This window comes from Streptomyces sp. NPDC005648, from assembly GCF_040605395.1.
Classification (GTDB): domain Bacteria; phylum Actinomycetota; class Actinomycetes; order Streptomycetales; family Streptomycetaceae; genus Streptomyces.
Genome location: NZ_JBEXCS010000126.1, coordinates 1 through 22,616, shown reverse-complemented (window position 1 = coordinate 22,616; position 22,616 = coordinate 1). Strand labels below are relative to the sequence as shown.

Annotated in this window: 21 protein-coding genes and 1 tRNA gene; 1 reads left to right on the top strand and 21 read right to left on the bottom strand. The window is 70.4% G+C overall.

Features of this window, described 5'->3' with window-relative positions:
- Positions 1-166: 166 nt before the first annotated feature.
- The 9 genes from ABZT17_RS41245 to ABZT17_RS41205 all read right to left on the bottom strand — a co-directional run bounded on the left by ABZT17_RS41245 (position 167) and on the right by ABZT17_RS41205 (position 5,017).
- On the bottom strand, positions 167-400 hold the full coding sequence (locus tag ABZT17_RS41245) for a hypothetical protein (protein WP_003976229.1): 234 nt from the start codon (positions 398-400) through the stop codon (positions 167-169).
- 3 nt (positions 401-403) lie between these two features.
- Positions 404-577 carry a hypothetical protein gene (locus ABZT17_RS41240; protein ID WP_356357244.1) on the bottom strand — a complete coding sequence of 58 codons (174 nt, stop codon included), beginning with the start codon at positions 575-577 and terminating at the stop codon, positions 404-406.
- A 199-nt stretch (positions 578-776) separates the two neighbouring features.
- A tRNA-Ala gene (locus tag ABZT17_RS41235) sits at positions 777-849 on the bottom strand.
- Between the two features lie 74 nt (positions 850-923).
- On the bottom strand, positions 924-1,595 hold the full coding sequence (locus tag ABZT17_RS41230) for a histidine phosphatase family protein (protein WP_356357243.1): 672 nt from the start codon (positions 1,593-1,595) through the stop codon (positions 924-926).
- Complete coding sequence (rsfS, locus tag ABZT17_RS41225) at positions 1,595-2,038, bottom strand: ribosome silencing factor (RefSeq protein WP_356357241.1); 444 nt, start codon at positions 2,036-2,038, stop codon at positions 1,595-1,597. Before rsfS ends, ABZT17_RS41230 begins: the two co-directional genes overlap by 1 nt.
- 98 nt (positions 2,039-2,136) lie before the next feature.
- Positions 2,137-3,846 carry an LCP family protein gene (locus ABZT17_RS41220; protein WP_356357239.1) on the bottom strand — a complete coding sequence of 570 codons (1,710 nt, stop codon included), beginning with the start codon at positions 3,844-3,846 and terminating at the stop codon, positions 2,137-2,139.
- A gap of 17 nt (positions 3,847-3,863) precedes the next feature.
- Positions 3,864-4,550: a nicotinate-nucleotide adenylyltransferase gene (nadD, locus tag ABZT17_RS41215; RefSeq protein ID WP_356357237.1), complete on the bottom strand. Its 687-nt coding sequence runs from the start codon at positions 4,548-4,550 to the stop codon at positions 3,864-3,866.
- 31 nt (positions 4,551-4,581) lie between these two features.
- Positions 4,582-4,737 (bottom strand): hypothetical protein, encoded by a 156-nt coding sequence (locus tag ABZT17_RS41210; protein WP_356357236.1) that lies wholly within the window; start codon positions 4,735-4,737, stop codon positions 4,582-4,584.
- Between the two features lie 121 nt (positions 4,738-4,858).
- On the bottom strand, positions 4,859-5,017 hold the full coding sequence (locus ABZT17_RS41205; RefSeq protein WP_356357234.1) for a hypothetical protein: 159 nt from the start codon (positions 5,015-5,017) through the stop codon (positions 4,859-4,861).
- Between the two features lie 128 nt (positions 5,018-5,145).
- Between ABZT17_RS41205 and ABZT17_RS41200 the strand changes: the two genes are divergently transcribed.
- Positions 5,146-6,240 (top strand): M48 family metallopeptidase, encoded by a 1,095-nt coding sequence (locus tag ABZT17_RS41200; protein ID WP_356357233.1) that lies wholly within the window; start codon positions 5,146-5,148, stop codon positions 6,238-6,240.
- A 64-nt stretch (positions 6,241-6,304) separates the two neighbouring features.
- Here ABZT17_RS41200 and ABZT17_RS41195 read toward each other — a convergent pair whose 3' ends face one another.
- The 12 genes from ABZT17_RS41195 to ABZT17_RS41140 all read right to left on the bottom strand — a co-directional run bounded on the left by ABZT17_RS41195 (position 6,305) and on the right by ABZT17_RS41140 (position 22,364).
- The gene (locus ABZT17_RS41195) at positions 6,305-7,375 is read right to left on the bottom strand and encodes a hypothetical protein (RefSeq protein ID WP_356357231.1); all 1,071 of its coding nucleotides are present in this window, start codon (positions 7,373-7,375) and stop codon (positions 6,305-6,307) included.
- Between the two features lie 112 nt (positions 7,376-7,487).
- Complete coding sequence (locus ABZT17_RS41190) at positions 7,488-8,081, bottom strand: hypothetical protein (protein ID WP_356357229.1); 594 nt, start codon at positions 8,079-8,081, stop codon at positions 7,488-7,490.
- A gap of 70 nt (positions 8,082-8,151) precedes the next feature.
- Positions 8,152-9,438: a glutamate-5-semialdehyde dehydrogenase gene (locus ABZT17_RS41185; protein WP_356357227.1), complete on the bottom strand. Its 1,287-nt coding sequence runs from the start codon at positions 9,436-9,438 to the stop codon at positions 8,152-8,154.
- 61 nt (positions 9,439-9,499) lie between these two features.
- Positions 9,500-9,928 (bottom strand): hypothetical protein, encoded by a 429-nt coding sequence (locus tag ABZT17_RS41180; RefSeq protein ID WP_356357226.1) that lies wholly within the window; start codon positions 9,926-9,928, stop codon positions 9,500-9,502.
- A gap of 364 nt (positions 9,929-10,292) precedes the next feature.
- A complete protein-coding gene (proB, locus tag ABZT17_RS41175) occupies positions 10,293-11,399 on the bottom strand; it encodes a glutamate 5-kinase (RefSeq protein ID WP_356357245.1) in 1,107 nt (368 codons plus the stop codon).
- 153 nt (positions 11,400-11,552) lie between these two features.
- The gene (locus ABZT17_RS41170; protein ID WP_356357224.1) at positions 11,553-12,791 is read right to left on the bottom strand and encodes a glycosyltransferase family 2 protein; all 1,239 of its coding nucleotides are present in this window, start codon (positions 12,789-12,791) and stop codon (positions 11,553-11,555) included.
- A 117-nt stretch (positions 12,792-12,908) separates the two neighbouring features.
- A complete protein-coding gene (locus ABZT17_RS41165; protein WP_356357222.1) occupies positions 12,909-14,993 on the bottom strand; it encodes a hypothetical protein in 2,085 nt (694 codons plus the stop codon).
- 149 nt (positions 14,994-15,142) lie between these two features.
- On the bottom strand, positions 15,143-16,639 hold the full coding sequence (locus ABZT17_RS41160) for a bifunctional cytidylyltransferase/SDR family oxidoreductase (protein WP_356357220.1): 1,497 nt from the start codon (positions 16,637-16,639) through the stop codon (positions 15,143-15,145).
- A gap of 123 nt (positions 16,640-16,762) precedes the next feature.
- Positions 16,763-17,341 (bottom strand): hypothetical protein, encoded by a 579-nt coding sequence (locus ABZT17_RS41155; RefSeq protein WP_356357218.1) that lies wholly within the window; start codon positions 17,339-17,341, stop codon positions 16,763-16,765.
- A gap of 166 nt (positions 17,342-17,507) precedes the next feature.
- Positions 17,508-19,058 carry an alkaline phosphatase D family protein gene (locus ABZT17_RS41150; protein WP_356357217.1) on the bottom strand — a complete coding sequence of 517 codons (1,551 nt, stop codon included), beginning with the start codon at positions 19,056-19,058 and terminating at the stop codon, positions 17,508-17,510.
- Between the two features lie 241 nt (positions 19,059-19,299).
- A complete protein-coding gene (locus ABZT17_RS41145) occupies positions 19,300-20,805 on the bottom strand; it encodes a VCBS repeat-containing protein (RefSeq protein WP_356357215.1) in 1,506 nt (501 codons plus the stop codon).
- A 74-nt stretch (positions 20,806-20,879) separates the two neighbouring features.
- A complete protein-coding gene (locus ABZT17_RS41140; protein ID WP_356357213.1) occupies positions 20,880-22,364 on the bottom strand; it encodes a VCBS repeat-containing protein in 1,485 nt (494 codons plus the stop codon).
- Positions 22,365-22,616 lie beyond the last annotated feature (252 nt).

Here is a 22,616-nt window from a genome sequence, read left to right as displayed (position 1 = left end):
GGAGAATTGAACTCCTGACCTCCTGCATGCCATGCAGGCGCTCTACCAACTGAGCTATAGCCCCTTGCTCTGGTCCTCCGGGGTTTCCCCCGGCGGCGACGCCAACATTACACGGTCCACCGGGTGGAACACCAAATCGTTTCCGGCGGCCCCGGACCCACGGACGTCAGGCCGTCACGAACGAGTAGAACCGCTTGAGGGTGCAGTGCTCCTCCAGGAGCCGGCCGTAGATCGGCTCGCCCTCCAGTTCGCGGTACGTCTCGATCGGGTCGCCTTTTATGATCAGCGCCCGCGCGCACTCCTCGCACCAGTACTGGTAGTCCGGGTTGACCGGTTCCATGTCGCGGACAATGGGCGTGCCACTGCCGCACCAGTCGCACTTCCGCCTGTGTGCACCCATCGATCAGCTCCAGCTGTGGCCGCAGGCCGTGCACACGTAGGAGACCCCGCCGTTGTCGCCGAGGACCTGGGCGACATGGACGGAACCGCAGGAAGGGCAGCTCAGGCGGATCACCGTGTCCCGTGTCGACGCCGCTTCGAGGAGGTGGCCGACCTCCTCGAGGATGCTCGCAGGCATCACTAGCTCCCTCCCGTCGGGCCGCGCCCCCTTCCGGCCGTTTGATTCTGCCACGACCGGGCCGATACGGTCAGCGACGCCTCAGTACCAGTCCGGACACGGCGCGCCTCCCACAGAGGTATACGCCTCCCGGGCCGAAGTCACTCAAGCATCATGCAGAAGATCCCGCCTCCTGCGTGGAGACGGGATCCTGATCAAGTGGAGCTAAGGAGAATTGAACTCCTGACCTCCTGCATGCCATGCAGGCGCTCTACCAACTGAGCTATAGCCCCTTGTCCTTCTGTTCCTCCCCCGGGGGGCGAACAAGAAGAACTCTAGCCTGCGACCTGCCGGAAAGTGAAATCCGCTAGTCGTCGTCGCCCAGCACCGGCTCCGGGAGGGTGCCGGCGTTGTGTTCCAGCAGCCGCCAGCCGCGGGCGCCCTCGCCGAGGACGGACCAGCAGCAGTTGGACAGGCCGCCGAGGCTCTCCCAGTGGCGGGCTTCCAGACCGAGGAGTCGGCCGATGGTGGTGCGGATCGTGCCGCCATGGCTGACCACGACGAGCGTGCCGTCGTCGGGGAGCTTCTCGGCGTGCCTCAGGACGACCGGGGCGGCGCGCTCGGCCACCTCGGTCTCCAGCTCGCCGCCGCCGCGGCGGACCGGCTCACCGCGCTTCCACGCCGCGTACTCCTCGCCGTGGCGCGCGATGATCTCCTCGTGCGTGAGCCCCTGCCAGACGCCCGCGTAGGTCTCGCGCAGGCCCTCGTCGTGGGTGACCTCCAGGCCGGTGAGGGCGGCGAGCTCGGCCGCCGTGTGCGCGGCACGCCGGAGGTCGGAGGCGACGATCGCGTCGGGCTTGAGGGACACCAGCAGCCGGGCGGCCCGGCGGGCCTGGGCCACGCCGGTCTCGGTGAGCGGGACGTCCGTGCTGCCCTGGAAGCGGCGCTCCACGTTCCACGAGGTCTGGCCGTGCCGCCACAGGATGACGCGGCGGCCCCGGCCGGGCCGGCCCTCGCTCACCTCACCTGTGGCGCTCATCACCACTCACCGCCCAGGTCGGCCGCCTCCTCGGCGGCCCGCAGCTCGGCGTGCTCCGCGGCCTTGCCGCGGGTGGCCTTGGCGTCGGCGGGCAGCTCCAGCTCGGGGCAGTCCTTCCACAGCCGCTCCAGCGCGTAGAAGACACGCTCCTCGCTGTGCTGGACGTGGACGACGATGTCGACGTAGTCGAGCAGGACCCAGCGGGCCTCGCGGTCGCCCTCACGGCGCACCGGCTTGGCGCCGAGCTCCTTCTGGAGCCGCTCCTCGATCTCGTCGACGATCGACTTGACCTGGCGGTCGTTGGGCGCGGAGGCCAGCAGGAAGGCGTCCGTGATCGACAGGACGTCGCTGACGTCGTAGGCGATGATGTCGTGCGCGAGCTTGTCGGCGGCCGCCTGGGCGGCCGTGTGGATGAGCTCGATGGAGCGGTCAGTGGCGGTCACTACGAGGCTTTCGGTCGGTGGTCACTTGACCTCAAGGGTCTCACGGACCGCCGACAGCACCCCACGTGAATAACGGATCACGCGGGGCGCCCCGCCGGCTACTGGGCCGACGACGGCTTGTAGCTCTGGCCGAGGACCACCGAGACGTCCGCGCTGGAGCTGGTCCTGCCCTTGCTGACGGAGCTGGTGGGCAGGCCCAGGGTCTTGGCGACCTCGGTGGCGTTCTCCTTGTCGGCGGCGTCGGAGTAGACGACCTTGGACGTCGCCGAGGCGGCGGAGGGCGTGCCGCCGTCCAGGAAGGTGTAGCCGCCGTTGACGAGGACCACCCGGGCCTTCTCGGTGTTGTCCTTCACCCCGCTGGCGTTCTGCACCGAGACACTGACCACGGAGCCCTGGTCGGGGCTCTTGGCGCTGCCGCCGAGGACGTCCTTGACGACGCTCGCGCTGGCCTGCGCGCTGAGCGTGCCGTCGTTCCGGACGGGCAGCAGGGCCGTCTTGTAGTCGCCGCCCTTGGCGAGGTCGGCGAGCTTGGCGAGGAAGGCGCCGAGGTCGTTGTCGGTCAGCGGCGGGTCCAGGATCTGGGCCAGCGTCTGCACGGTGGTGGTCGCGCCGGTCGGATCGGAGGAGAGCTTGCGCAGCACGCCCTGCATGACCTGGCCGAACCGCTCCAGCTGGGCGTTCTGGGCCTCGCCGGAGGCCCGGTAGGTGGCGTAGGCGACGGCCGCGCTGCCGCTGAGGGTCTGGTCCTTGCCCTGGCGGACGAGGGGCGCGGTGCCCTTCTTCTTGGCGTCCGGGTCGGGCACGTTCGCGTCGGTGTCGATGTCGATGTTGCCGACGAGGTCGACCAGGTTCTCCAGGTAGGGCGTGTCCAGACGCCAGGTGCCCTCGATGTCGGTACCCAGGACCGTGTCCAGGGCGTCGCGGGTGCCGGCGGAGCCGTCCTCGTCGACCGACTTGGCGAGGGTGGTCGTGGTGCCGTCGTCGTCCGTCAGGGACAGCGAGTTGGGGATCAGGACGGTGGTGCCCTGCTTGGTGGTGGTGTTGTCGACGAGCAGCGCCGTGGAGGTGCCGCCCTTCTTGGTGTTGTGCAGGTGTACGACGATCACGTCGCGGTTCTGCGCGCCCGCGGCCGTCGCCGTGCCCTTCTTGGACGACGGCTTGGACAGGCCGGGCAGCTTTCCGGCGTACCAGAGGTAGCCCACGCCGCCGACCGCCACCAGGGCGAGGGCCACCACCAGCGCGATGAGCCGGCTGCGGGCCCGGCGCTTGGCCTCCTCGCGGCGCTCGGTGCGGTTCTCGGTGAAGTTCAGCCAGTCGATGACGTCCTCGGAGTCGTCGGTCGGCTCCTCGACGAAGGCGAACTGCTCGGTGCGGTAGTCCCGTTCGGTGGGACGATCGGGCGCGGCGGGCTCCTCGGCCGGACCGCCCTGCTGCGGGATGTAGGCGGTCTGTTCGGCGACCCGCGGCTGCCGCCCGCTGCTCGCGGCCTGGCCGTAGGGGTCGTACGGGGCGGCGGGGGCGGCCTGCTGCGGCGCGCCGGGGGCGTAGGCGTCGTAGGAGGGCGTCTGGGGCTGCTGGCCCGTGCCGTACGGGTCGTAGCCCTGCGGCTGCTGCTGCGGGCCGGTGGCGTAAGGGTCGTAGCCGTAGCCCTGTTGCTGCGGCTGCTGGGCGTACGGGTCGTACTGCTGCTGGGGGGCCTGCTGCGGCGGGGCCTGGCGGTAGACGGGCCGGCCGTACTCGTCGTAGCCGACGAGTACGTACTGCTCGGCGTAGTCGTCGCCGTGGTCCGCGTCGTATCGGTCGTTCACCGGTCGCCCCTCTCGGCTCACTCGCCGCGGTACAGCTCGCGCTTGTCGATGTAACGCACGACTCCGTCCGGCACCATGTACCAGATGGGGTCACCCTTGGCGACTCTCGCACGGCAGTCTGTGGAGGAGATGGCCAGCGCCGGAACCTCGACCAGCGACACACCGCCCTCCGGGAGGCCGTGGTCGGTCAGCGGGTGGCCGGGGCGGGTGCAGCCGATGAAGTGCGCGAGGGAGAACAGCTCCTCCGAGTCGCGCCAGGTGAGGATCTGGCCGAGGGCGTCGGCGCCGGTGATGAAGAAGAGGTCGGTGTCGGGGTTGAGGGCGCGCAGGTCGCGCAGCGTGTCCACGGTGTAGGTCGGGCCGCCGCGGTCGATGTCGATCCGGCTCACCGAGAACTGCGGGTTCTCGGCGGTCGCGATGACCGTCATGAGATAGCGGTCCTCGGCCGGGGACACATGGCGGTGTGTCTTCTGCCACGGCTGGCCGGTGGGTACGAACACCACCTCGTCCAGGTGGAACTGCGCGGCGACCTCACTGGCCGCCACGAGGTGCCCGTGGTGGATCGGGTCAAACGTTCCGCCCATGACGCCGAGGCGGCGCTTGCCGGGGTTCGACGGGCCACCGCCCGCGCCGTTCAACAGGCGGGGCCGCGTGCCGTTCGCCGCGTCCTTCGCCGGACCGGTAGGCATGTCCTGCTCTCCCATGCGTGCAGACCCTACCGGCCCGGCCCGGGACTCAGCGGTCGCGGTTGAAGCGGGTGGTGATCCACAGCAGGAGCAGCAGGATGACGAGGGCGCCGCCGCCGGTGACCGCCGGGTTGAGGCTCTCGTGGTTGCCGCCCTCGGCCTCGGCGAGGGTGACCAACTGGGCAGCGGTGCTGTGGATGCTCATCTTCGGCAGGACCTATCCGGTGGGCGGGATAAAGATGTCGGCTCAATCGTAAGCCGGGGCCCGGCGGGCGATCACGCCGACTCCGCCGTTGGGGACGGCGCCGGGGAACTCCGAGGCACGCTCAGTCGTCTTTCCGCTTGTAGCCACGCAGCAGGAACCACCCGGTCAACGCGCAACCCACGATCATCACGACGAGGACGACCCGGAGCAGGTACCCCGATCCCTGGTGCTGGGGGACGCCGGCGGCCGCGGTGATCCAGGCGGCTGGGATGTGCTCCATGGTGCGGGACTCTCCTTCGGTGTAGTGCCCGTCCAAGGTAACTCCGCCTAGGCTGGGGCTTGCTTCGGGGGCGCAAAGGGCCGCACAAGGGTCCGCAAAGGGCCACTCACACGCACATGGGGGAAGACATGTCCGACGACGGCCACGAGCACAACGGACACGAGCAGGTACCGAGCAGGCAGCGCAGGCGTTTCCCGGGGATCTCCTCGCGTGCGTACGAGCACCCGGCGGACCGCAGCGCGCTGGTGGCGCTGCGCAAGCTGAGCGGTTTCGACACGGTCTTCAAGGCGCTCAGCGGGCTGCTGCCCGAGCGCAGTCTCAGGCTGCTGTTCCTGTCCGACTCGGTGCGTGTCTCGGACCAGCAGTTCGCCCACCTCAACGACATGCTGCGGGACGCCTGTTACATCCTGGACCTGGAGAAGGTCCCGCCGATGTACGTCACCCAGGACCCGCAGCCGAACGCGATGTGCATCGGCCTCGACGAGCCGATCATCGTCGTCACCACCGGTCTGGTCGAGCTGCTCGACGAGGAGGAGATGCGGGCGGTCGTCGGCCACGAGGTGGGCCACGCCCTGTCCGGGCACGCGGTGTACCGCACGATCCTGCTGTTCCTGACCCAGCTGGCCATCCGGGTCGCCTGGATCCCGCTGGGCACGCTCGCGATCATGGCGATCGTGACGGCGCTGCGGGAGTGGTTCCGCAAGTCGGAGCTGTCGGCCGACCGGGCGGGGCTGCTGGTCGGGCAGGACCTGAAGGCCTCGATGCGCGGTCTGATGAAGATCGCGGGCGGCAACCATCTGCACCAGATGAACGTGGACGCGTTCCTGAAGCAGGCCGAGGAGTACGAGGCGGGCGGCGACCTGCGCGACTCCGTGCTGAAGATCCTCAACCTGCTGCCGCGCTCCCACCCGTTCACCACCATCCGCGCGGCCGAGCTGAAGAAGTGGTCCGAGTCGCGGGACTACCAGCGGATCATGGACGGCCACTACCCGCGCCGGGCCGAGGACAAGGACACCTCGGTGTCCGACTCGTTCCGGGAGTCGGCGGCGAGCTACGCGAGCAATGTGAAGAGCTCCAAGGACCCCCTGATGAAGCTGGTCAGCGACATCGCGGGCGGCGCCGGGGGGATCGGGGGCCGGGTGCGGCGCGGCTTCGACGGCTTCACCGGTTCGGCGCCCACGGACGAGCCGCCGACGGACGAGACGCGGCGGGACGAGGACTGACAGCGGGGCGAGGACCGGCAGCGGGGCCGGCGGGGCGGAAACCTCCCGTCGGCTCGTGCGTCTGTCACACCTTGGGTTCGGCGCTCGTCGCCAGCGAACCGCACAGTGCCGTGGCGCCGTCCGTCGAGTACGGGTCGGTGCCCGCCGGGCCCCCCGCCTTCGCCGTCTGGCCGGCCAGCAGCGGGCGGAAGTGGTTCGTCGAGTCCTCCGCGCAGGACAGCGGCCCCGCCTGGACGTACGACACGATCAGCTGGGCCTGGTGCAGCCGCAGGTCGTCGCGGTCGAAGCGGAAGTGCAGTTCACGGCGGACGGTGAACAGCGAGGCCTGGGCCTCGGCACCGGAACCCGTCGCCTTCAGGGCGTACACGAAGGTGTGGTCGGCGGTGACCTCGAGCGTCGCCGAGTCGGTCTCCGCGACCTGCAGGGTGCCCTCGACGCGGATCCGGGAGTCGGCGAGTTCGGCGCGGGTCTGGTCGAAGCGAACCAGCCAACCCGTGGGCTGGTGACGCCCGTCGGCGGTCGGACGGGCGAAACTCTGGTCGAACTGGTCGAGTTGGGCGCCGTCGAGCAGGACCCGCGCCGGGCGGACGTCCTGACCGCCGATCACCTCGGGGTAGAGCGAGGAGCGGACGAGGTAGTCCTTGGCCGTGGTCAGCGCGGCCACCACCTGGCTGTCCGAGAAGTGCGCGGTGCGCCGGGCGGCCGGCAGCGGTATGCCCTCGGCGCCGATCCGGAACTGCGCGGCGGGGCTGTGCGCGTACAGGTACTCGGGATCGGTCGCGCCGGGCACCTTGCCCTGCGGGGACAGCGGGATGACGGTCATCCGCAGGGGTTCCACGGGCTGCTGGGCGGCCGGGGTCTGGTAAGGGTGCCGTACACCCATGTAGATCGCCGTGCCGAAGGCCAGGGCGATCAGGAGGACGAGGACCAGGGCCTGCCGTGACAGGCCGCGGCGAAGGGGCGGGCGGCGGCGCACCGCGGGGGCGTGATCGGCCATGCGCTCCTGCGCGGAGAACTCCTGGAGACGGGCAGCACGGACGAACGACTCGTCGAAGACGACGGATCGGTACTCGTCCTCTCCACCTCCGGGACCGCCCTCGGGTGTCCCCTCAGGTGGCTCTCCAGGCCCGCCCATACATTCAGGGTAGGTCTCCGAGAGCCCCGGTAAACGCCCTGGTACACGACAAGTTCTGACAGGTTCTCACCAGGATCGAAAGTGAGCGCGGGCAGATCGCCCGGGGCGCCGCTCAGGGGGTACGCGGGATCACCGGGATGGCCGGCTGGGAGGTGTCGGCGGAGGCGGACGGCGGCGCCGCGCTGCCCTGCTCCAGTCCGGTCGAGGCGGGCGGCGGAACCTGGTCCCGGGTGCCCGAGGAGGCGCCCCGGTAGACGGCCGCGAAAGCCAGCGCGACCATGCCGATCCCCATCACGAGGGCGAGCATCCAGGCGACCGGGCGATGCCAGCGGACCGTTTTTCCGTAGGTGCCCGGGGCGCCGTAGCGGCCCTCGAGGACATCGGTGTCATCCAGGTCGTCCAGGTCGGGATCATGGCCGAAACCGGAGGGGTCGTACCCCTCCTCGTACCGCTCGCCCCGTCCGTGGGCCCGGCGGGCCTCCGCCTCGGAGGCCTCGGCTCTCGCCTGGGCGGCGGCAAGGAGGCGCTCGACGGCGGTCGGCTCGTGCACCACGGCCGCCCGTACGAAGGCCTCGTCGAAGACCACGGAGGCGAACTCTTCGTCCGACACCCCGCGGTCGTGGTCGTCGTCGGGCTCCCAGCCGTCAGGGAACGGCGTGCCCCCCACGTCCTCCGGCACGGATCCAGAGTAGACCTGGGGGGTCAATTTGGGCAGACGGTATGGAAATTCATCCGCTGGATGAGACGGCCCTCACGGGCGCCGCCGCCGGTGTCCGTCAGCGGCGGACATGGCCGTCCCCGGTGACGATGTACTTGGTGCTCGTCAGCTCCGGCAGGCCCATCGGGCCCCGCGCGTGCAGCTTCTGGGTGGAGATGCCGATCTCGGCGCCGAAGCCGAACTGGCCGCCGTCGGTGAAGCGGGTGGAGGCGTTCACGGCGACGGTGGTGGAGTCGACCAACTGGGTGAAGCGGCGAGCGGCCTGCTGGGAGGTGGTGACGATCGCCTCCGTGTGACCGGACGACCACAGCCGGATGTGGTCGACGGCCCGGTCCAGCGAGTCGACGACGGCGGCGGCGATGTCGTACGAGAGGTACTCGGTGTCCCAGTCGTCCGGGGTGGCCTCGACGACGGTCGCCTTGGAGTCCTTCGCGTACGCCAGCACCCTCGGGTCCGCGTGGACGGTCACGCCGGCCTCGGCGAGGGCGTCCAGGGCGCGGGGCAGGAACTCGGGGGCGATGTCCTGGTGGACCAGGAGGGTCTCGGCCGCGTTGCAGACGCTGGGCCGCTGGGCCTTGGAGTTGATCAGGATGTCGATGGCCATGTCGAGGTCGGCGTGGGCGTCGACGTAGACGTGGCAGTTGCCGACGCCGGTCTCGATCACCGGGACGACGGACTCGGTGACGACGGTCTGGATCAGGGAGGCGCCGCCACGCGGGATCAGGACGTCGACCAGGCCCCGGGCGCGCATCAGCTCACGGACGCTGTCGCGGTTCTCGCCGGGCACCAGCTGGATGGCGTCGGCGGGCAGCCCGGCGCCGCCCACGGCGTCGCGCAGGACCCGCACGAGGGCCGTGTTGGACTCGTAGGCGGAGGCCGAGCCGCGCAGCAGGACCGCGTTGCCCGACTTGAGGCAGAGGGCGGCGGCGTCGACGGTGACGTTCGGGCGGGCCTCGTAGATGATGCCGACCACGCCGAGCGGGACGCGGACCTGGCGCAGGTCGATGCCGTTCGGGAGGGTCGAGCCGCGGACCACCTCGCCGACCGGGTCCGGGAGCGCCACGACGTCCCGTACGTCCGAGGCGATGGCGCGCACCCGCTCCGGGGTGAGCGTCAGCCGGTCGATGACGGTCTCGCTGGTGCCGGCCTCGCGGGCCTTGGCGATGTCCTTGGCGTTGGCCTCGACGATCTCGCTGGTACGGACCTCCAGGGCGTCCGCGATGGCGGCCAGCGCGTCGTCCTTGACCGCGCGCGGCAGCGGGGCGAGGTCGGCGGCGGCTGCCTTGGCGCGGTAGGCGGCCCGGGTGACCGGGGACATGGAGTCGTACGGCGAAAGCGTGGTCATGAGGGAAGGGTAGTGCGCCGGGGCCGGCCGTCCACCTTTCGTTCCACACCCCGAGACGGGCTCAAAAGGGGTGAACTCCGACAGGTGTCGCCGGAGGCGGGCCGTAGCCCTCCGCGATGCGCTGGTGGTAGGTCTCGCGGTCGATGACCTCCAGGCCGACGATCTCCCACGGCGGGAGCTTCGCGGTCTGGCGGTGTTCGCCCCACAGACGCAGGGCGACGGCGGCCGCGTCGTGCAGATCGCGGGCCTCCTCCCAGTAGCGGATCTCCGCGTGGTCGTTCGCGTATCTGCTGGTGAGCAGGAAGGGGTGGTCGTGGGCCAGCTGTTCCAGGCCGCGGCGCACCTCGTGCAGCGGGGCCTCCTCGCCGGAGACGCTGAGGGTGACGTGCCACAGGCGGGGCAGGTCGGCGGGCTCCTCGTAGGTCTCTCCGGCCGTGACGCTGGTCAGGCCACCGCGGGACGCCGCCGCCCCAGGGCGTACTCGTCTCACGACGGCCTCCTTTGCGCGACGGTCGAGCGGCGCTCGTGCGGAACGGGTCCCCGAGTCAAAGTTGAGCAGGCCGCAAGGGTTCGCGGGGCGGTTTTGCGGAACGTCCACCTCAGGGCGACCGTTGAAACGGGCGTTCCCCCCGTTTTCGGCCGACACCCGAAGACCACCACCCCGGGCAACACAACCGGCCGGGGGCCCGGGGGTCGCCACCCCGGGCAACACCAGCCGGCCAGGGATCCGGGGGTCGCCGCCGGGGCAACGCAGCGTGGAACGTCCATCTCAGGGCGGCCCATGAAACGGGCGTCCCACCCGGTTTCGGTCCGGGAGTGCGGGGGCCGTGTGCCGACGGGTTGGCCGGCACGGGTCAGGGGTGGAGGATCACCAAGTCGTCGCGGTGGACGACCTCTCGTTCGTACGCGGCGCCGAGCTCGCGGGCCAGTTCCCGGGTGGAGCGGCCGAGGAGCTGGGGGATCTCCTTGGCGTCGAAGTTGACGAGCCCGCGGGCCACCGCGTGCCCCCGGCCGTCCCGCAGCTCGACGGGGTCCCCGGCGCTGAACTCGCCCTCGACGGCGGCGATCCCGGCCGGCAGCAGCGACTTGCGGCGCTCCACCACCGCCCGTACCGCCCCGTCGTCCAGGGTGAGCGAGCCCTGCGGGGTGGAGGCGTGCTGCAACCAGAGCAGGCGGTCCGCGGAGCGCTTGCCGGTGACGTGGAAGTAGGTCCCGGTGTCCCCGCCGGCCAGCGCCTCGGCCGCGTGCACGGCACTGGTGAGGACCACGGGGATGCCGGCCGCGGCGGCGATCCCGGCGGCCTCGATCTTGGTGACCATGCCACCGGTGCCGACGCCGGCCTTGCCCGCGCTGCCGATCTCGACGTGAGCGAGATCCTCCGGCCCCCTGACCCGCGCTATCCGCGAGGTGCCCGGTTTGCTGGGGTCGCCGTCGTAGACGCCGTCCACATCGGAGAGCAGGACGAGGAGGTCGGCGTGGACGAGGTGGGCGACCAGGGCGGCGAGCCGGTCGTTGTCGCCGAAGCGGATCTCGTCGGTGGCGACGGTGTCGTTCTCGTTCACGATGGGGAACGCGCCCATCGCGAGCAGCTTGTCGAGGGTGCGCGAGGCGTTGCGGTGATGGGCGCGACGGCTCATGTCGTCGCTGGTCAGCAGGACCTGTCCGACCCGGACGCCGTAGCGGGCGAAGGAGGCGGTGTAGCGGGCGACGAGCAGGCCCTGGCCGACGCTGGCCGCGGCCTGCTGGCGGGCCAGGTCGCGGGGGCGGCGGCGCAGGCCGAGGGGGGCGAGGCCCGCGGCGATGGCACCGGAGGAGACCAGCACGACCTCCCGCTCCCCGCCGCTGCGGCTCTTGGCGAGGACGTCGACGAGCGCGTCGACGCGGTCGGCGTCCAGACCGCCGGAGGCGGTGGTCAGCGACGAGGAACCCACCTTGACGACGATCCTGCGGGCTTCCGCCACGCCCTGCCTTGCCCCTGCCACCTGCTTCTTCCGTCCCCTCGCACGCTGCGGGTACCCGCAGGCAATCTACGCGAAGCGGCACGGACGGCGCGCGTCGGTCCAGTCCCCGGACGTCACCGTCCCCGGACCGACGTGACAGTTCCCGGAAAGACGTCAGGTAACCGGTTGCTCACGTGGTGTCCGGGGCCCGCCGCCCGCCGCCGCCCGGGCCTTCAGCATTCTGCGTGCCTTGCCGGCCGCCCGGCGGAACACCGCCAGCGGTGAGTGCTCGCGGTAGCCGGGGAACGCGCGGGCCTCGCGCGGCGGGGCGAGGTAGACCCGGTCGGGGACGCCGGCGGCCGTGTCGCGGAAGTGCGGGTAGGCGAGGTAGGCCTCCCGGCCCCGCTTCTCCAGGAGGACCGCCGGCTTCTGCTTCGCCTTGACGAACTCCACCACGGGCAGCAGGAGTTCGGGTTTCTCCTCGGCGACCAGATGGAGCCGCAGCCGCTCCTCGACCTTGAGGCGCCGGGCCACGCCCTCGGTCCAGAACTCCTCCATCAGCGGCTTGGCCAGCTCGAACTTGTGCCGCCGTATCGTTTCGCTGTCGTTGGCGTACTTCGCCCCGAACTGCGGTGACAGCGTCACCACGAAGGGGCGGTGCATGAGCGCGTCGCGCCGCTCGCCCGCCGGGACCATGTCGGCTATCAGCCGCATCAGGGCGCGCGCGGAGTCGAAGCGCAGGGTGTAACTGCCCGTCTTCGTCACATGCTTGCCGTCGTCCCGGCCGACCAGGTAGTAGCAGGTGTGGTCGGCGATGACGGAGACGCCGTCGGCCCGCAGATAGGCCTCCATCGTGAACAGCGCGTCCTCGCCGGTCCACAGGGACTCGTCGAAGCGCATGCCGTTCCGCTCCAGCAGAGTCCGGCGGAACAGCTTCTGCGCGCTCAGGGTGAACTTGATGTTGGAGGAGAAGACGTCCGTACGGTCGAGGGTCTGGCCCCACATGGCCTGCGGCGGTTTGCGGTTGACGCCCTCGACCCTGCCGAGGACGACGTCCGTGCCGTTGCGGTCGGCCATCGCGACCATCCGCTCCAACGCCTCGGAGCCGAGCCGGTCGTCGGCGTCCAGGAAGAAGACATAGCGTCCGGCGGCCTTGGAGAGGCCGACGTTGCGGGGGCCGCTGGGGCCGCCGGAGTTGTCCTGGCGGATCACCGTGACCGGCATGGCGGCGCGGGCCGCGAACTCCTCCAGGCACTCCCCCGTGCCGTCGGTGGAGCCGTCGTCCACCGCCACGACCTCGATGCGCCCCGCGCCGATGGTCTGCGCCTCGACGGAGGCCAGGCACTCGAGCAGGTACGGCATCGCTTCGTAGGCCCCGATGACGACCGTCACATCAGGCTGCGCCAGGGTCACTTCTCCCCCTTGTCACGGGCTGTTACCCGTACGTACGACGGGCTGTTCCCGTACATACGTAAGAAGGGCCCGGTTTTCGAGGATCACTCCTCGAGAACCGGGCCCTTCTCACCGTTTTCACACGGTGGGCGGCTTCGCCGACAGGGCGTCCGACAGCTCGTCGGCGCCGGGGGTGCCCGCCGCGGCGGCCCGCGACTCCTGGCCGAGGTTGCGCGTCTCGGCCTTCAGGGCCAGGTCGGCGACCGCGGTGTTGAACTGCTCGATGGAGGCCGGCTCGTCCGGGCCGAGCAGGTACTCCTTGAGCTCCTTGCGGTCGTCCGCCTGCGGATCGGCGGCCGGATCACGGACCGCGGCCAGCAACTCGCCGATCTCCGCCGCGGAGTTGGACAGGATCGTGGCCGCGCGGACCGCGGTGTTCTGCCGCTTGAACTCCTCGACGCCCAGTCCGGCGGAGTCCGTCACCGCGTACGGCTTGCCGCTCGCGAGGAAGTCGGAGACCACGCTGGAGATGTCGGAGACCATCGCGTCGGAGAGGTTGAAGCAGTCGAACAGGGGCGGTTCGGCGCCCTCGATGACGCGGTGTTCCCAGTGGGGGAAGGAGCGCCAGTACGCGTCGTTCCACTCGTCGCGCAGCCGGGCGATCTCCTCGTGCTTCTCGACGTCGACCACGCCGTCCCGGGTGGCCTCGGCCTCGTCGCCCTTCTCACCGGTGGAGCCGGCCAGTTCGGCGAGCCGGGCCTCGATCCGGGCCAGTTCGGCCTTGGCCTCGGTCTGCGCGGCGGCGTCGGCGGCGAAGCGCGGGTCGGCGGCCCGCTCGGCGGCGGCCTTCTCGACCAGCGCCACGATCTTGCGGTGCGCGGAGCCGGCCTTGGGCAGGACGGTGCCCGTGAAGGGGTGCGGCTTGTAGAGGACGCGCACCGGCGGGTCGGCCTTGATCAGTTTCTTCACGATGTTCGCGCCGGCCAGCATGATCGAGGTGTTGCCCGGGTCGCCGTCCCAGCCCTCCCAGGTGGGGGCGTAGAGCACGGTCGGGATGCGTCCCTCCGGTACACCCTCCCAGCCCTGGATCGGCGCCAGCTGCGGGCGGCCGACCTCCACGATGTCCTCGTCGCGGACGCCGACGTCGGCGATGGCGTAGCGGTCGCGGCCCGCGCGGCCGGCGGTCCACACCTCGTCGTACGCCTTGCTGAAGGGGTTCACGCTGGCGAGCTTGTCGCTGTCGCCGTGGCCGATGAAGACGTGCTTCATGGTGGGGACACGCAGCAGGTGGATGTTCTTGCCGACGTTGGCGGCGTACAGCGCGACCCGCACCGTCGACAGGTCCATGTTCATCAGGTGCACCCCGCCGGGCACGCAGATGACGGGGACCGTGGTGGGCGCCAGGGTCTGCAGGATGATCCGCTCACGCAGGATGATCAGCGGCCGGGAGTCGAGCTGCTCCATCGTCTCCAGCCACATGTTGACCTGGTAGGTGGAGTCCTTGGAGCCGGAGAAGTACAGCAGCGTCTGCGGCTTGTACTCGCGCAGCCAGTCGTCGACGGCCGCCAGCACGGTGTCCGCGTCCGGCGGGATCTTGTTGCCGCGGACGTACGGCACCAGTGCGAGCACGTACAGGCTGCCGAGGCCCAGGGTGATGCCGATGCCGATGAAACCGGCAAGCGAGGAGCCGGCCTCGGCCGAGATCAGGAGGCCCACGACGGCCGCCAGGTCGAGGTGGAGCATCTTCTCGGCCGAGCGGTCCAGCATCCCGAACGGCGGTGCGTCCGGGATGTGGAGGCGCGACTTCAGGTCGACGTTGCGGGTGGCGACCGGCATCCGGCGGCGGTTGCGGATCAGGGTGACCTCGGCGCCGTGCGGGGCCTGGAGGCCGTAGAAGGCGATGAAGCAGCCGATGGCGCCGTAGTAGATCAGGTTGTTCGCGAGGTCCAGCCGGGCCAGCAGCAGGATGAGCAGCAGCTCCCTGATCAGGAAGCGGATCGACAGGCCCGCTCTGACCTTGCTCAGGCGGTTGACCAGATAGCTGCCCTTGCGGTGCAGATAGTGGTCGGCCAGGTATGTCACGGCGGCCGCTGCCGCGAAGGCGTAGACGCTCGGGACGAGCGCGGCCACCATGATGGCCGGGAAGCCCAGCATCATGAGGACCGCCGCGGCCAGCTCGGCCGCGCTGCCCACCCGGGCGACGCGAATAGCGGTGGATATCACGGATAACCTGCTCTGGGAGGGGTTGCCGGTTTTTGAATGTATTCAGGCCTCTGCGAAGGCCCGGGCAATGCGATGGACTGTGCTGACAGCACCGCATTAACACCGGAAAGCAGAGGCCTGAATAACGGAAGACTAATTACCGTCGATTATTACACGCCGTCCTGGACGTCCAGCACCGAGGCCAGCGCCTGCTCGAAGCCGGAGGCCTTGGCGGCGCCCGCCGTCGGGTCCTGCTGGCGTACGTCGATGACATGCCCGGTCAGCTCGGACAGCAGCACGTCGAGCGAGGTACGGGCGACCGCCTCGGAGGACAGCAGGGTGCCCGCGGCCTCCTGGCCGAAGGCCTTGGTGCGCATCGGGGTCGCGGTGCGCTCCGGGTTGACGCAGTTGACGCGGACCCCGTCGCCGGCCCACTCGTCGGACAGGGCCTGGGTGAGGTTCACCATGGCGGCCTTGGTCGAGGAGTACAGGCTGTACTCGGCGCGGCCGCGGGTGTAGCTGCTGGAGGTGTAGAGGAGCAGCTGGCCCTTGGTCTCGGCCAGGTACTTGTAGGCCGAACGGGCGATCTGCACCGGCGCCAGGTAGTTGACCTTCAGCGCTTCCTCGATGGTCGCGTTGTCGGTCTCCGCCAGCTTGCCGATGCGCAGCACACCGGCCGTGTTGACGACGTAGTCGATCCGGCCGGTCTCCGCGTACGCCTTGGACAGCGCGTCGTCGACCTCCTCCGGGTTCTCCACATGGGTGCCGGTGGTGGAGCGGCCCAGCGCGTACACCGCGGAGCCGTAGGACCGGGCGAGTTCGGCGATGTCCTTGCCGATGCCGTACGAGCCGCCGAAGATCACGACCGTCTTGCCGGTGAGCAGCTCGCGGTAGGCCTCCTCGCTCACCTGCTCGGGCGCGGCCGTGGAGGCCAGCTGGAACAGCTTGTCGGCGATGAAGACGTCGACCGGCTGGGTGACCTTCATGTTGTACTCGTCGCCCGCGACGACGTGGATCGGCACGTCCGGCAGGTACTTGAGCACGACCGAGCAGTCGTCCGTGGCCTGGAAGTTGGGATCGCCGGCCGCGACGTCGTAGGCCCGCCGGATCGTGGACAGCTTGAAGGCCTGCGGGGTCTGGCCGCGGCGCAGCCGGGAGCGGTCCGGGATCTCGGTGATGAACTCGCCGTCCTCACCGTGCGTGCGGGTCACGATGATGGTGTCCGCGGACGGGATGGCGACATCGACGGCCTGGTAGCGCTCCAGGGCGACCACACAGTCGTCGATCACACGCTGCGAGAGCAACGGGCGTACGGCGTCGTGGAAGAGGACGTTCAGGTCCTCGCCGTCCGCGAGTCCCTCGCCGAGGGCCTCGATGGCGCGCTCGGTGGTCTCGTTCCGGGTCGAACCGCCCTCGATGACCTTCTTGACCTTGGTGAAGCCGGCCTTGGCGACGATCTTCTCGACGTCGGGCACATAGCCCGGCGCCATCAGCACGATGATGTCGTCGATCGAGTCGGCCTTCTCGAAGGTCGTGAGGGTGTGCTCGATGACTGCCTTGCCGGCGATCTTCAGCAGCTGCTTGGGGATCGAAAGACCCACCCGCTGGCCGGTACCACCGGCCAGGATCACTGCGGTGGTACGGGGCTTGGCTATGTGCTGGGACACAGAGGACCTACCTTGGGGCGACAGGGAACCTGGAAATGGTCCCACTTGCGGTAACCGCTGTGCAAGGTGAGCGCCGTTCGCTGCAAATGTGCGCGCCACCTGTCATTCACCTTGCACAGAGAGTCAGTGCCACCGCAGCTTCTTCGGACAGCGGTGGCCGAGCACCTTCACGAGTTCCTTGGAAGAGGTCTGGTGAACCCTGCGCGCTTTCGCCGGCGTGGTGTGTCTCACAGGTGCGGCGGCGGCCGCGGCGAGGGCTCCGTACAGCGCCTGGGCGGCCACCTCGGGCGCGATCCGCGGCTCCTCGGGCAGCGGCTCGACGGCCTGGGGCGCGGCGGACAGCAGCGACAGATCTCCCACGATCCGTACGCCCGTCCGGGCGATGTTCCCGGCCATTTCGGCGCCGATCCCGGCCGCCGCCCCGACCGCCCAGGCGGGGGTGCGGATCTTCACGTCCGGCGAGGTCGGGCTGCACGCATTCTTCATATGCATGACCGCTCCGTTACGGACCAACTTGGAATAGAGCTCGTCCTGGAGTCCATTGCCACGGAATTCCTTGTTAAGATTCCGCAGCATTTCGGTCTCGGCAAGGGTAAGGGAACGATTCGCCGCGTCCGGAACCGGTTGCAGCAGATTTTCCGGCAGCCCGAGCAGTGTCTCGAAGGCGCGCATCAGCCCGCCCCGGTCCCGGTCGTCGACCACGGTGCCCCGCCCGGCCCCGGCCCGCCCGGGCCCACCGCTCCACGATCCGGACGGTAAGAGGCTCACCTGGGGCTTACCCGAGAGGGGCCTGGGACACGGATGAGTCCCAGGCCCCCGCCCCACAGGCTTCATGTTCCGGAAAAGCGTGACGTCTTCCGGGAAACGGTCACACTTCCTCGACGCCGGGCCTGCCCGCCTCCACCCGCAGCCGCGCGTAGGTGCTCGGGGTCGCCGTCGGCCGCACCACCGTGTCGACCACCCGCACCTGGGCGTCGATACCGTGCCGGTCGATGTCGAAGAGGTGGTAGCCGCGGTGGGCGTCGATCACCTTCCAGTGCGGGTTGTCGGCCTTCAGCGGGTCCCACTGGGCGTGGAAGGCGGCCTGGTCCTGGTCGCCGTTGCTGGAGATGGACGTACCGACGAACTCGGCGCCGACGACCTGGGAGCCGGGGTCGCCGTAGTCGGTCTTCAGATCGCTGATCATCGTCAGATGCCGGTCGCCGCTGAGCACGACCGGGTTGCGGATCTCGGCGAACTCCCTGAGCAGGGCGTTGCGTTCGACCTGGTAGCCGTCCCAGGCGTCGTAGTACCAGAGCTTGCCCTCGCCGGGCAGGATGTCGGTCTCGGCCATCATGATCTGCGAGGCGATCAGGTTCCAGCGGGCCGGCGAGTCGTGCAGCCCGTCCAGGAGCCACTGCTTCTGCTCGGCGCCGAGCATGGTGAGCGAGGGGTCCTCGGCGGCCGCCTGGCTGGTCACCTGGTCGCTGCGGAACTGCCGGGTGTCCAGCACGTTGAGGCGCGCCAGCCGGCCGAACTCCAGACGGCGGTACATCTGGATGTGCGGACCGTCGGGAATGGCCGAGGCCCGCACCGGCATGTGCTCGTAGTACGCCTGGAAGGCCGCGGTCAGCCGGGCCACGAACGCGTCGTGCGGCTGCTTGTCGGGGTCCTGCGGGATCTCGCCCGCCCAGTCGTTGTCCACCTCGTGATCGTCGAAGGTGACCACCCAGGGCGCGCTCGCGTGCATCGCCAGCAGGTCGGGGTCCGTGCGGTACTGCGCGTACCGGTTGCGGTACTGCGTCAGGGTGTACGGCTCCCCCGTGCCCTCGTGCCGGCGCGGACCCGCGGAGGACGGCGCCGACTCGTAGATGTAGTCGCCGACGAAGAGGACGACGTCGGGGTCCTGGGCGAGCATGTCGGCGTACGGCGTGAAGTAGCCGTTCTGCCAGTTCTGGCAGGAGGCCAGCGCGATCCGCAGGGAGCCGCCCTTGCTGTGCGGGTGGGGCGCGGTGCGGGTACGGCCGAGGGCCGAGATCTGGCCACCGGTGCGGAAGCGGTACCAGTACGAGCGGTCCGGGCGCAGTCCCCGTACATCCACGTGAACGCTGTGCCCGTACTCGGGCCGGGCCTGGGCGACGCCCCGGCGGACGACCTTTCTCAGCCGTTCGTCCTCGGCGATCTCCCACTGCACCGGGACCACTTCGTCGGGCATGCCCCCGCCGTGGAGCGGGTCCGGGGCCAGCCGGGTCCACAGGACGATGCCGTCGGGCAGGGGGTCGCCGGAGGCCACCCCGAGGCTGAACACCCCGTCGGGCAGGGTGGGTTCGGCCGCTCGGGCGGTGCCGGGCAACCACAGCTGGGCGGAGGCGGCGGCGCCGAGGACGGCGGCACCGGCGGTCAGAAAGCGGCGTCGGTCGGGCGAGTTTGCTCCGGTCATCGTCGAACTCCCTTACCTCGCTGGCCTCTTGGACTCGTGCAAGCTCACGCACCGGGTCGGTCCGCCCGCTGAACTCGAGCCTTCGCGTGCATGACAAATAGGCAGACAACAGAAGACCCGTTGCGACACGGGAACAACAGGATGAACCTGATCTTGTCGCAACGGGCCCGCTAAAACGCGTCAAGAGCAACGTGTCTGACGGCCGCTCAGTGGTTTCGGCGGCCGAGGCGACCGCGGCCGCTCAGTCGTCGAACCCCGAGCCCAGCGCGGCACCCGCCGCGACGGTGCCCAGCGTGCCGGCGCCGAAGGTGCGGGAGCCGGCCGCGGTGATGCCGTGCTCGTCGGCCCGGAACACCCACACCCCGCCCTGGCCGCCGTTCTCCCCGGGCGCGCCGACCAGGAGTTCGGCACGGCCGTCGTGGTCCAGGTCCACCAGACGGGTGGCCGCACCGAAGGCGTCGCCCTTCTCCGCGGTGCCGGGCACGCCTCTGGTGTTCTGGCTGAACCCCACGGAACCGCTGCTGGTGGGGCCGGTGTCGGTGCCGCGCAGGACGACCACGCTGCCCGCGTCGGCGATCGAGCCGAGATCCTCTCCGGGCACACCGGCCGCGATGTCGGCGTACCCGTCCCCGTCGACGTCGGCGACCGAGACATCGGTCCCGAAGTAGTCGCCCTTCTCGGCGGTGCCCGGCACCATCGGGGTGTCCTGGTAGATGAACTTCGCCCGTGTCCCGTCGGGCCCGTCGGCGGTGCCGGGTACCCAGGTGATACGGCCGCCCTTGGCGTACGGCGTGTCCTCGTCGCTGTCGGCGCCGTCGACGGCCCGGCCGACCACGAGGTCGTCGTAGCCGTCCTTGTTCACGTCCCCGATGTCGAGGTTCTCGCCGCCCTGGAGGGCCGCGCCGTCGATGTCGTGGACCAGTGTGTACGGGGTGAGCCCGTCCGTGGTGCCGGTCCAGTACACGATGTGGCGGGCGTCCCACTCGTCGCCGTCGTTCTCGACCGCGGCCACATCGGTGACGCCGTCGCCGTTCAGATCACCGGTGGCGAGGTCCAGGACCCGGCTGTCGAAGCGGTCCCTGACGACCTGACCGCCGTGCGCGGTGGAGCCGTCCCGGGCGAAGGGCCCGCCGAGCACGCGCAGGTCGTGGTCGTTCTGGACGGTGATGACGTCCTGGCCGCCGTCCCCGTCGACGTCCGCGACGGCGAGGTGCCCCTTGGCCCCCAGCGCGTCGCGCGCGTTCCCCCCGGCCAGCGTGGCACCGCCGGACAGCCCCTTGGCGCCGCCCCAGATCACCTCGACGAGCCCGGCGTCGATCCCCGCCGAGGTGTCCTCCCCGCCCACCCCGACGACGAGATCGGCATAACCGTCACCGTCCAGATCACCGGTGCCCAGCGCGCTGCCGAACCGGTCACCGCTCTCCGAACTCCCCGGCACACCGGCGGTGTTCTGGCTGAACACCTGCTTGGCCGAGGTCTTCGGCCCCCTGGCCGACCCGTAGACCACGGCGACATACCCCGCCGCCTTCCTGCCCCCGACGGTCGCCGAGGGCGCGGCGACAGCGAGGTCGGAGTACCCGTCCCCGTTGAAGTCGTCCCGGTTGAAGCCGTCCCGCGGATCGTCCTGCGGCCGGGCCGTCGTGGTCCGTGCGGTGGCCGAGGCATGGGCGGCCGGCAGGGCGGCGGCCCCGGTGATCGCGAGGACGACCGCAAGTCCCGTACGCCACACGCCTGTTCGTCTGTTCATCTCAGTGCCCCTCGCTCCTGTCGTGTCGAACCGTCGTTTGAGCAGGTGGGGGGAGAGCCGCCGGAAGGCGGCGGTCAGCGGTCGGTGAACTCGCCGCCGAGACCGGCGAGTCGGGGATCGGTGCCGAGTCGCCCGGCACCGAAGGACAGGGAGCCGGCGGCGGTGATCCCGGAGGCGGCGGACCGGAAGGCCCACACGCCCCCCGCACCGGAGTTCTCGCCGGGAGCCCCGACGACCAGGTCCGCGCGGTGGTCGCCGTCGAGGTCGAGGAGGGTGAGTGCCTCGCCGAAGCGGTCGGAGCGTTCGGCGGTGCCCGGCACACCGGAGGTGTTCTGGCTGAAGGCCTTCGAGCCGACGCCGGTCGGTCCACCCGAGCGGCCGGGAATGACGGTGACCGTGCCCGCGTCCCGGATGCCGGAGAAGTCCTCACCGGGGCTCCCGGCCACGATGTCGGCGTACCCGTCACCGTTCACATCGCCCACGGCGACATCCGCCCCGAAGCGGTCGCCCGCCTCGACCACGCCGGGAACGCCGGGCGTGTCCTGGTCCAGTGTCAGCGGCTCCGCGGCCCGCGGCCCCCGCGTCGTGCCGAGGACGACTCCGACCCGCTCCCCGTACTCGCTCGGATCGACGGCCCCCTCCCCCGAGTGGGCGACGAAGGGCCGCCCGAAGACGATGTCGTCCCGCCCGTCCCCGTTCACATCACCGAGCGCGAGGCTCTCACCGCCCTCGATGTCCCGGCCCGCCCCGTCCTTCAGACGGGTGAGCGGGGCAAGGCCGCTCGAAGAGCCGTGCAGATAAAGGAGGTTGTGCCCGGAGTTCTCGTCACCCGGGTCGTCCCAGTCGAACGGCCCGGTGAGCACGACGACATCGCTGATCCCGTCACCGTCGACATCCCCGACAGCCACGTCCAGCACCCTCACATCACCGTCCGTGAAGGAGACGCCCTGCTCACGGGCAGGCACCCCACCCCGCCCGAACGGCCCGAACTCCACCTCGGAAGGCCCCGCCAGATCGGCATGACCATCACCGTCGAAATCGCCCACGACGACCCGCGCGAAGCCGTCGACGAGGGCACCCGGCAGCAGGGTCCCGCCCGAGAGCCCGCGCCGGCCGCCCCACAGCACGGTGACACTGCCCTCGCGGGCGACCCCGTCCCGCGTCCACCGCTCCCCCGCCGCGGGGACGACGAGATCGGTGTAACCGTCCCCGTCCAGATCACCGGCGACCAGATGCGCCCCGAACGCGTCCCCCGCCTCCGGAGCACCGGGCACACCGGCCGTGGCCTGCGTGAACACCTTCTTGCTCGCGAGATTCAGTCCATGCGCCGACCCGTACACGACGGCCACGTAACCGGCGCCCGGCTGTCCGCCGACACTCGCGTACGGCGCCCCCGTGGCCAGGTCCTCGTACCCGTCCCCGTTGAAGTCCTGCCGCACGCTCTTGACGACGGAGTCCCGCGCATGGGCGAGGGGCGACACGGTGGCCATCGCGGCGAGCACCGCGACGGCGACCGCGACAGCACTCCGGACTCTGGGCACGACAACGGACTCGGACACGTCGACTCCGGGGAGTGGAAGGGCAGCTGACGGTGAAGAGAGTGCAGGGGTGAAGATCCCCCCTGCATGTCGCCCTTTACGACTCACCGGGATACGAGTGGGTTGCCCTGGAGTGCGACGGGATTTTCCCCGTGGTCAACCGATCTCTTCACAGCCCGGCCGGCCATGTCCAGCCCGTCTGGGGGTGCCCCCTCTGGGGGAGTTTGAGGACGAGGCCGTTCAGGCCGAAGCGGGGGTCTGGGGGCGGCAGCC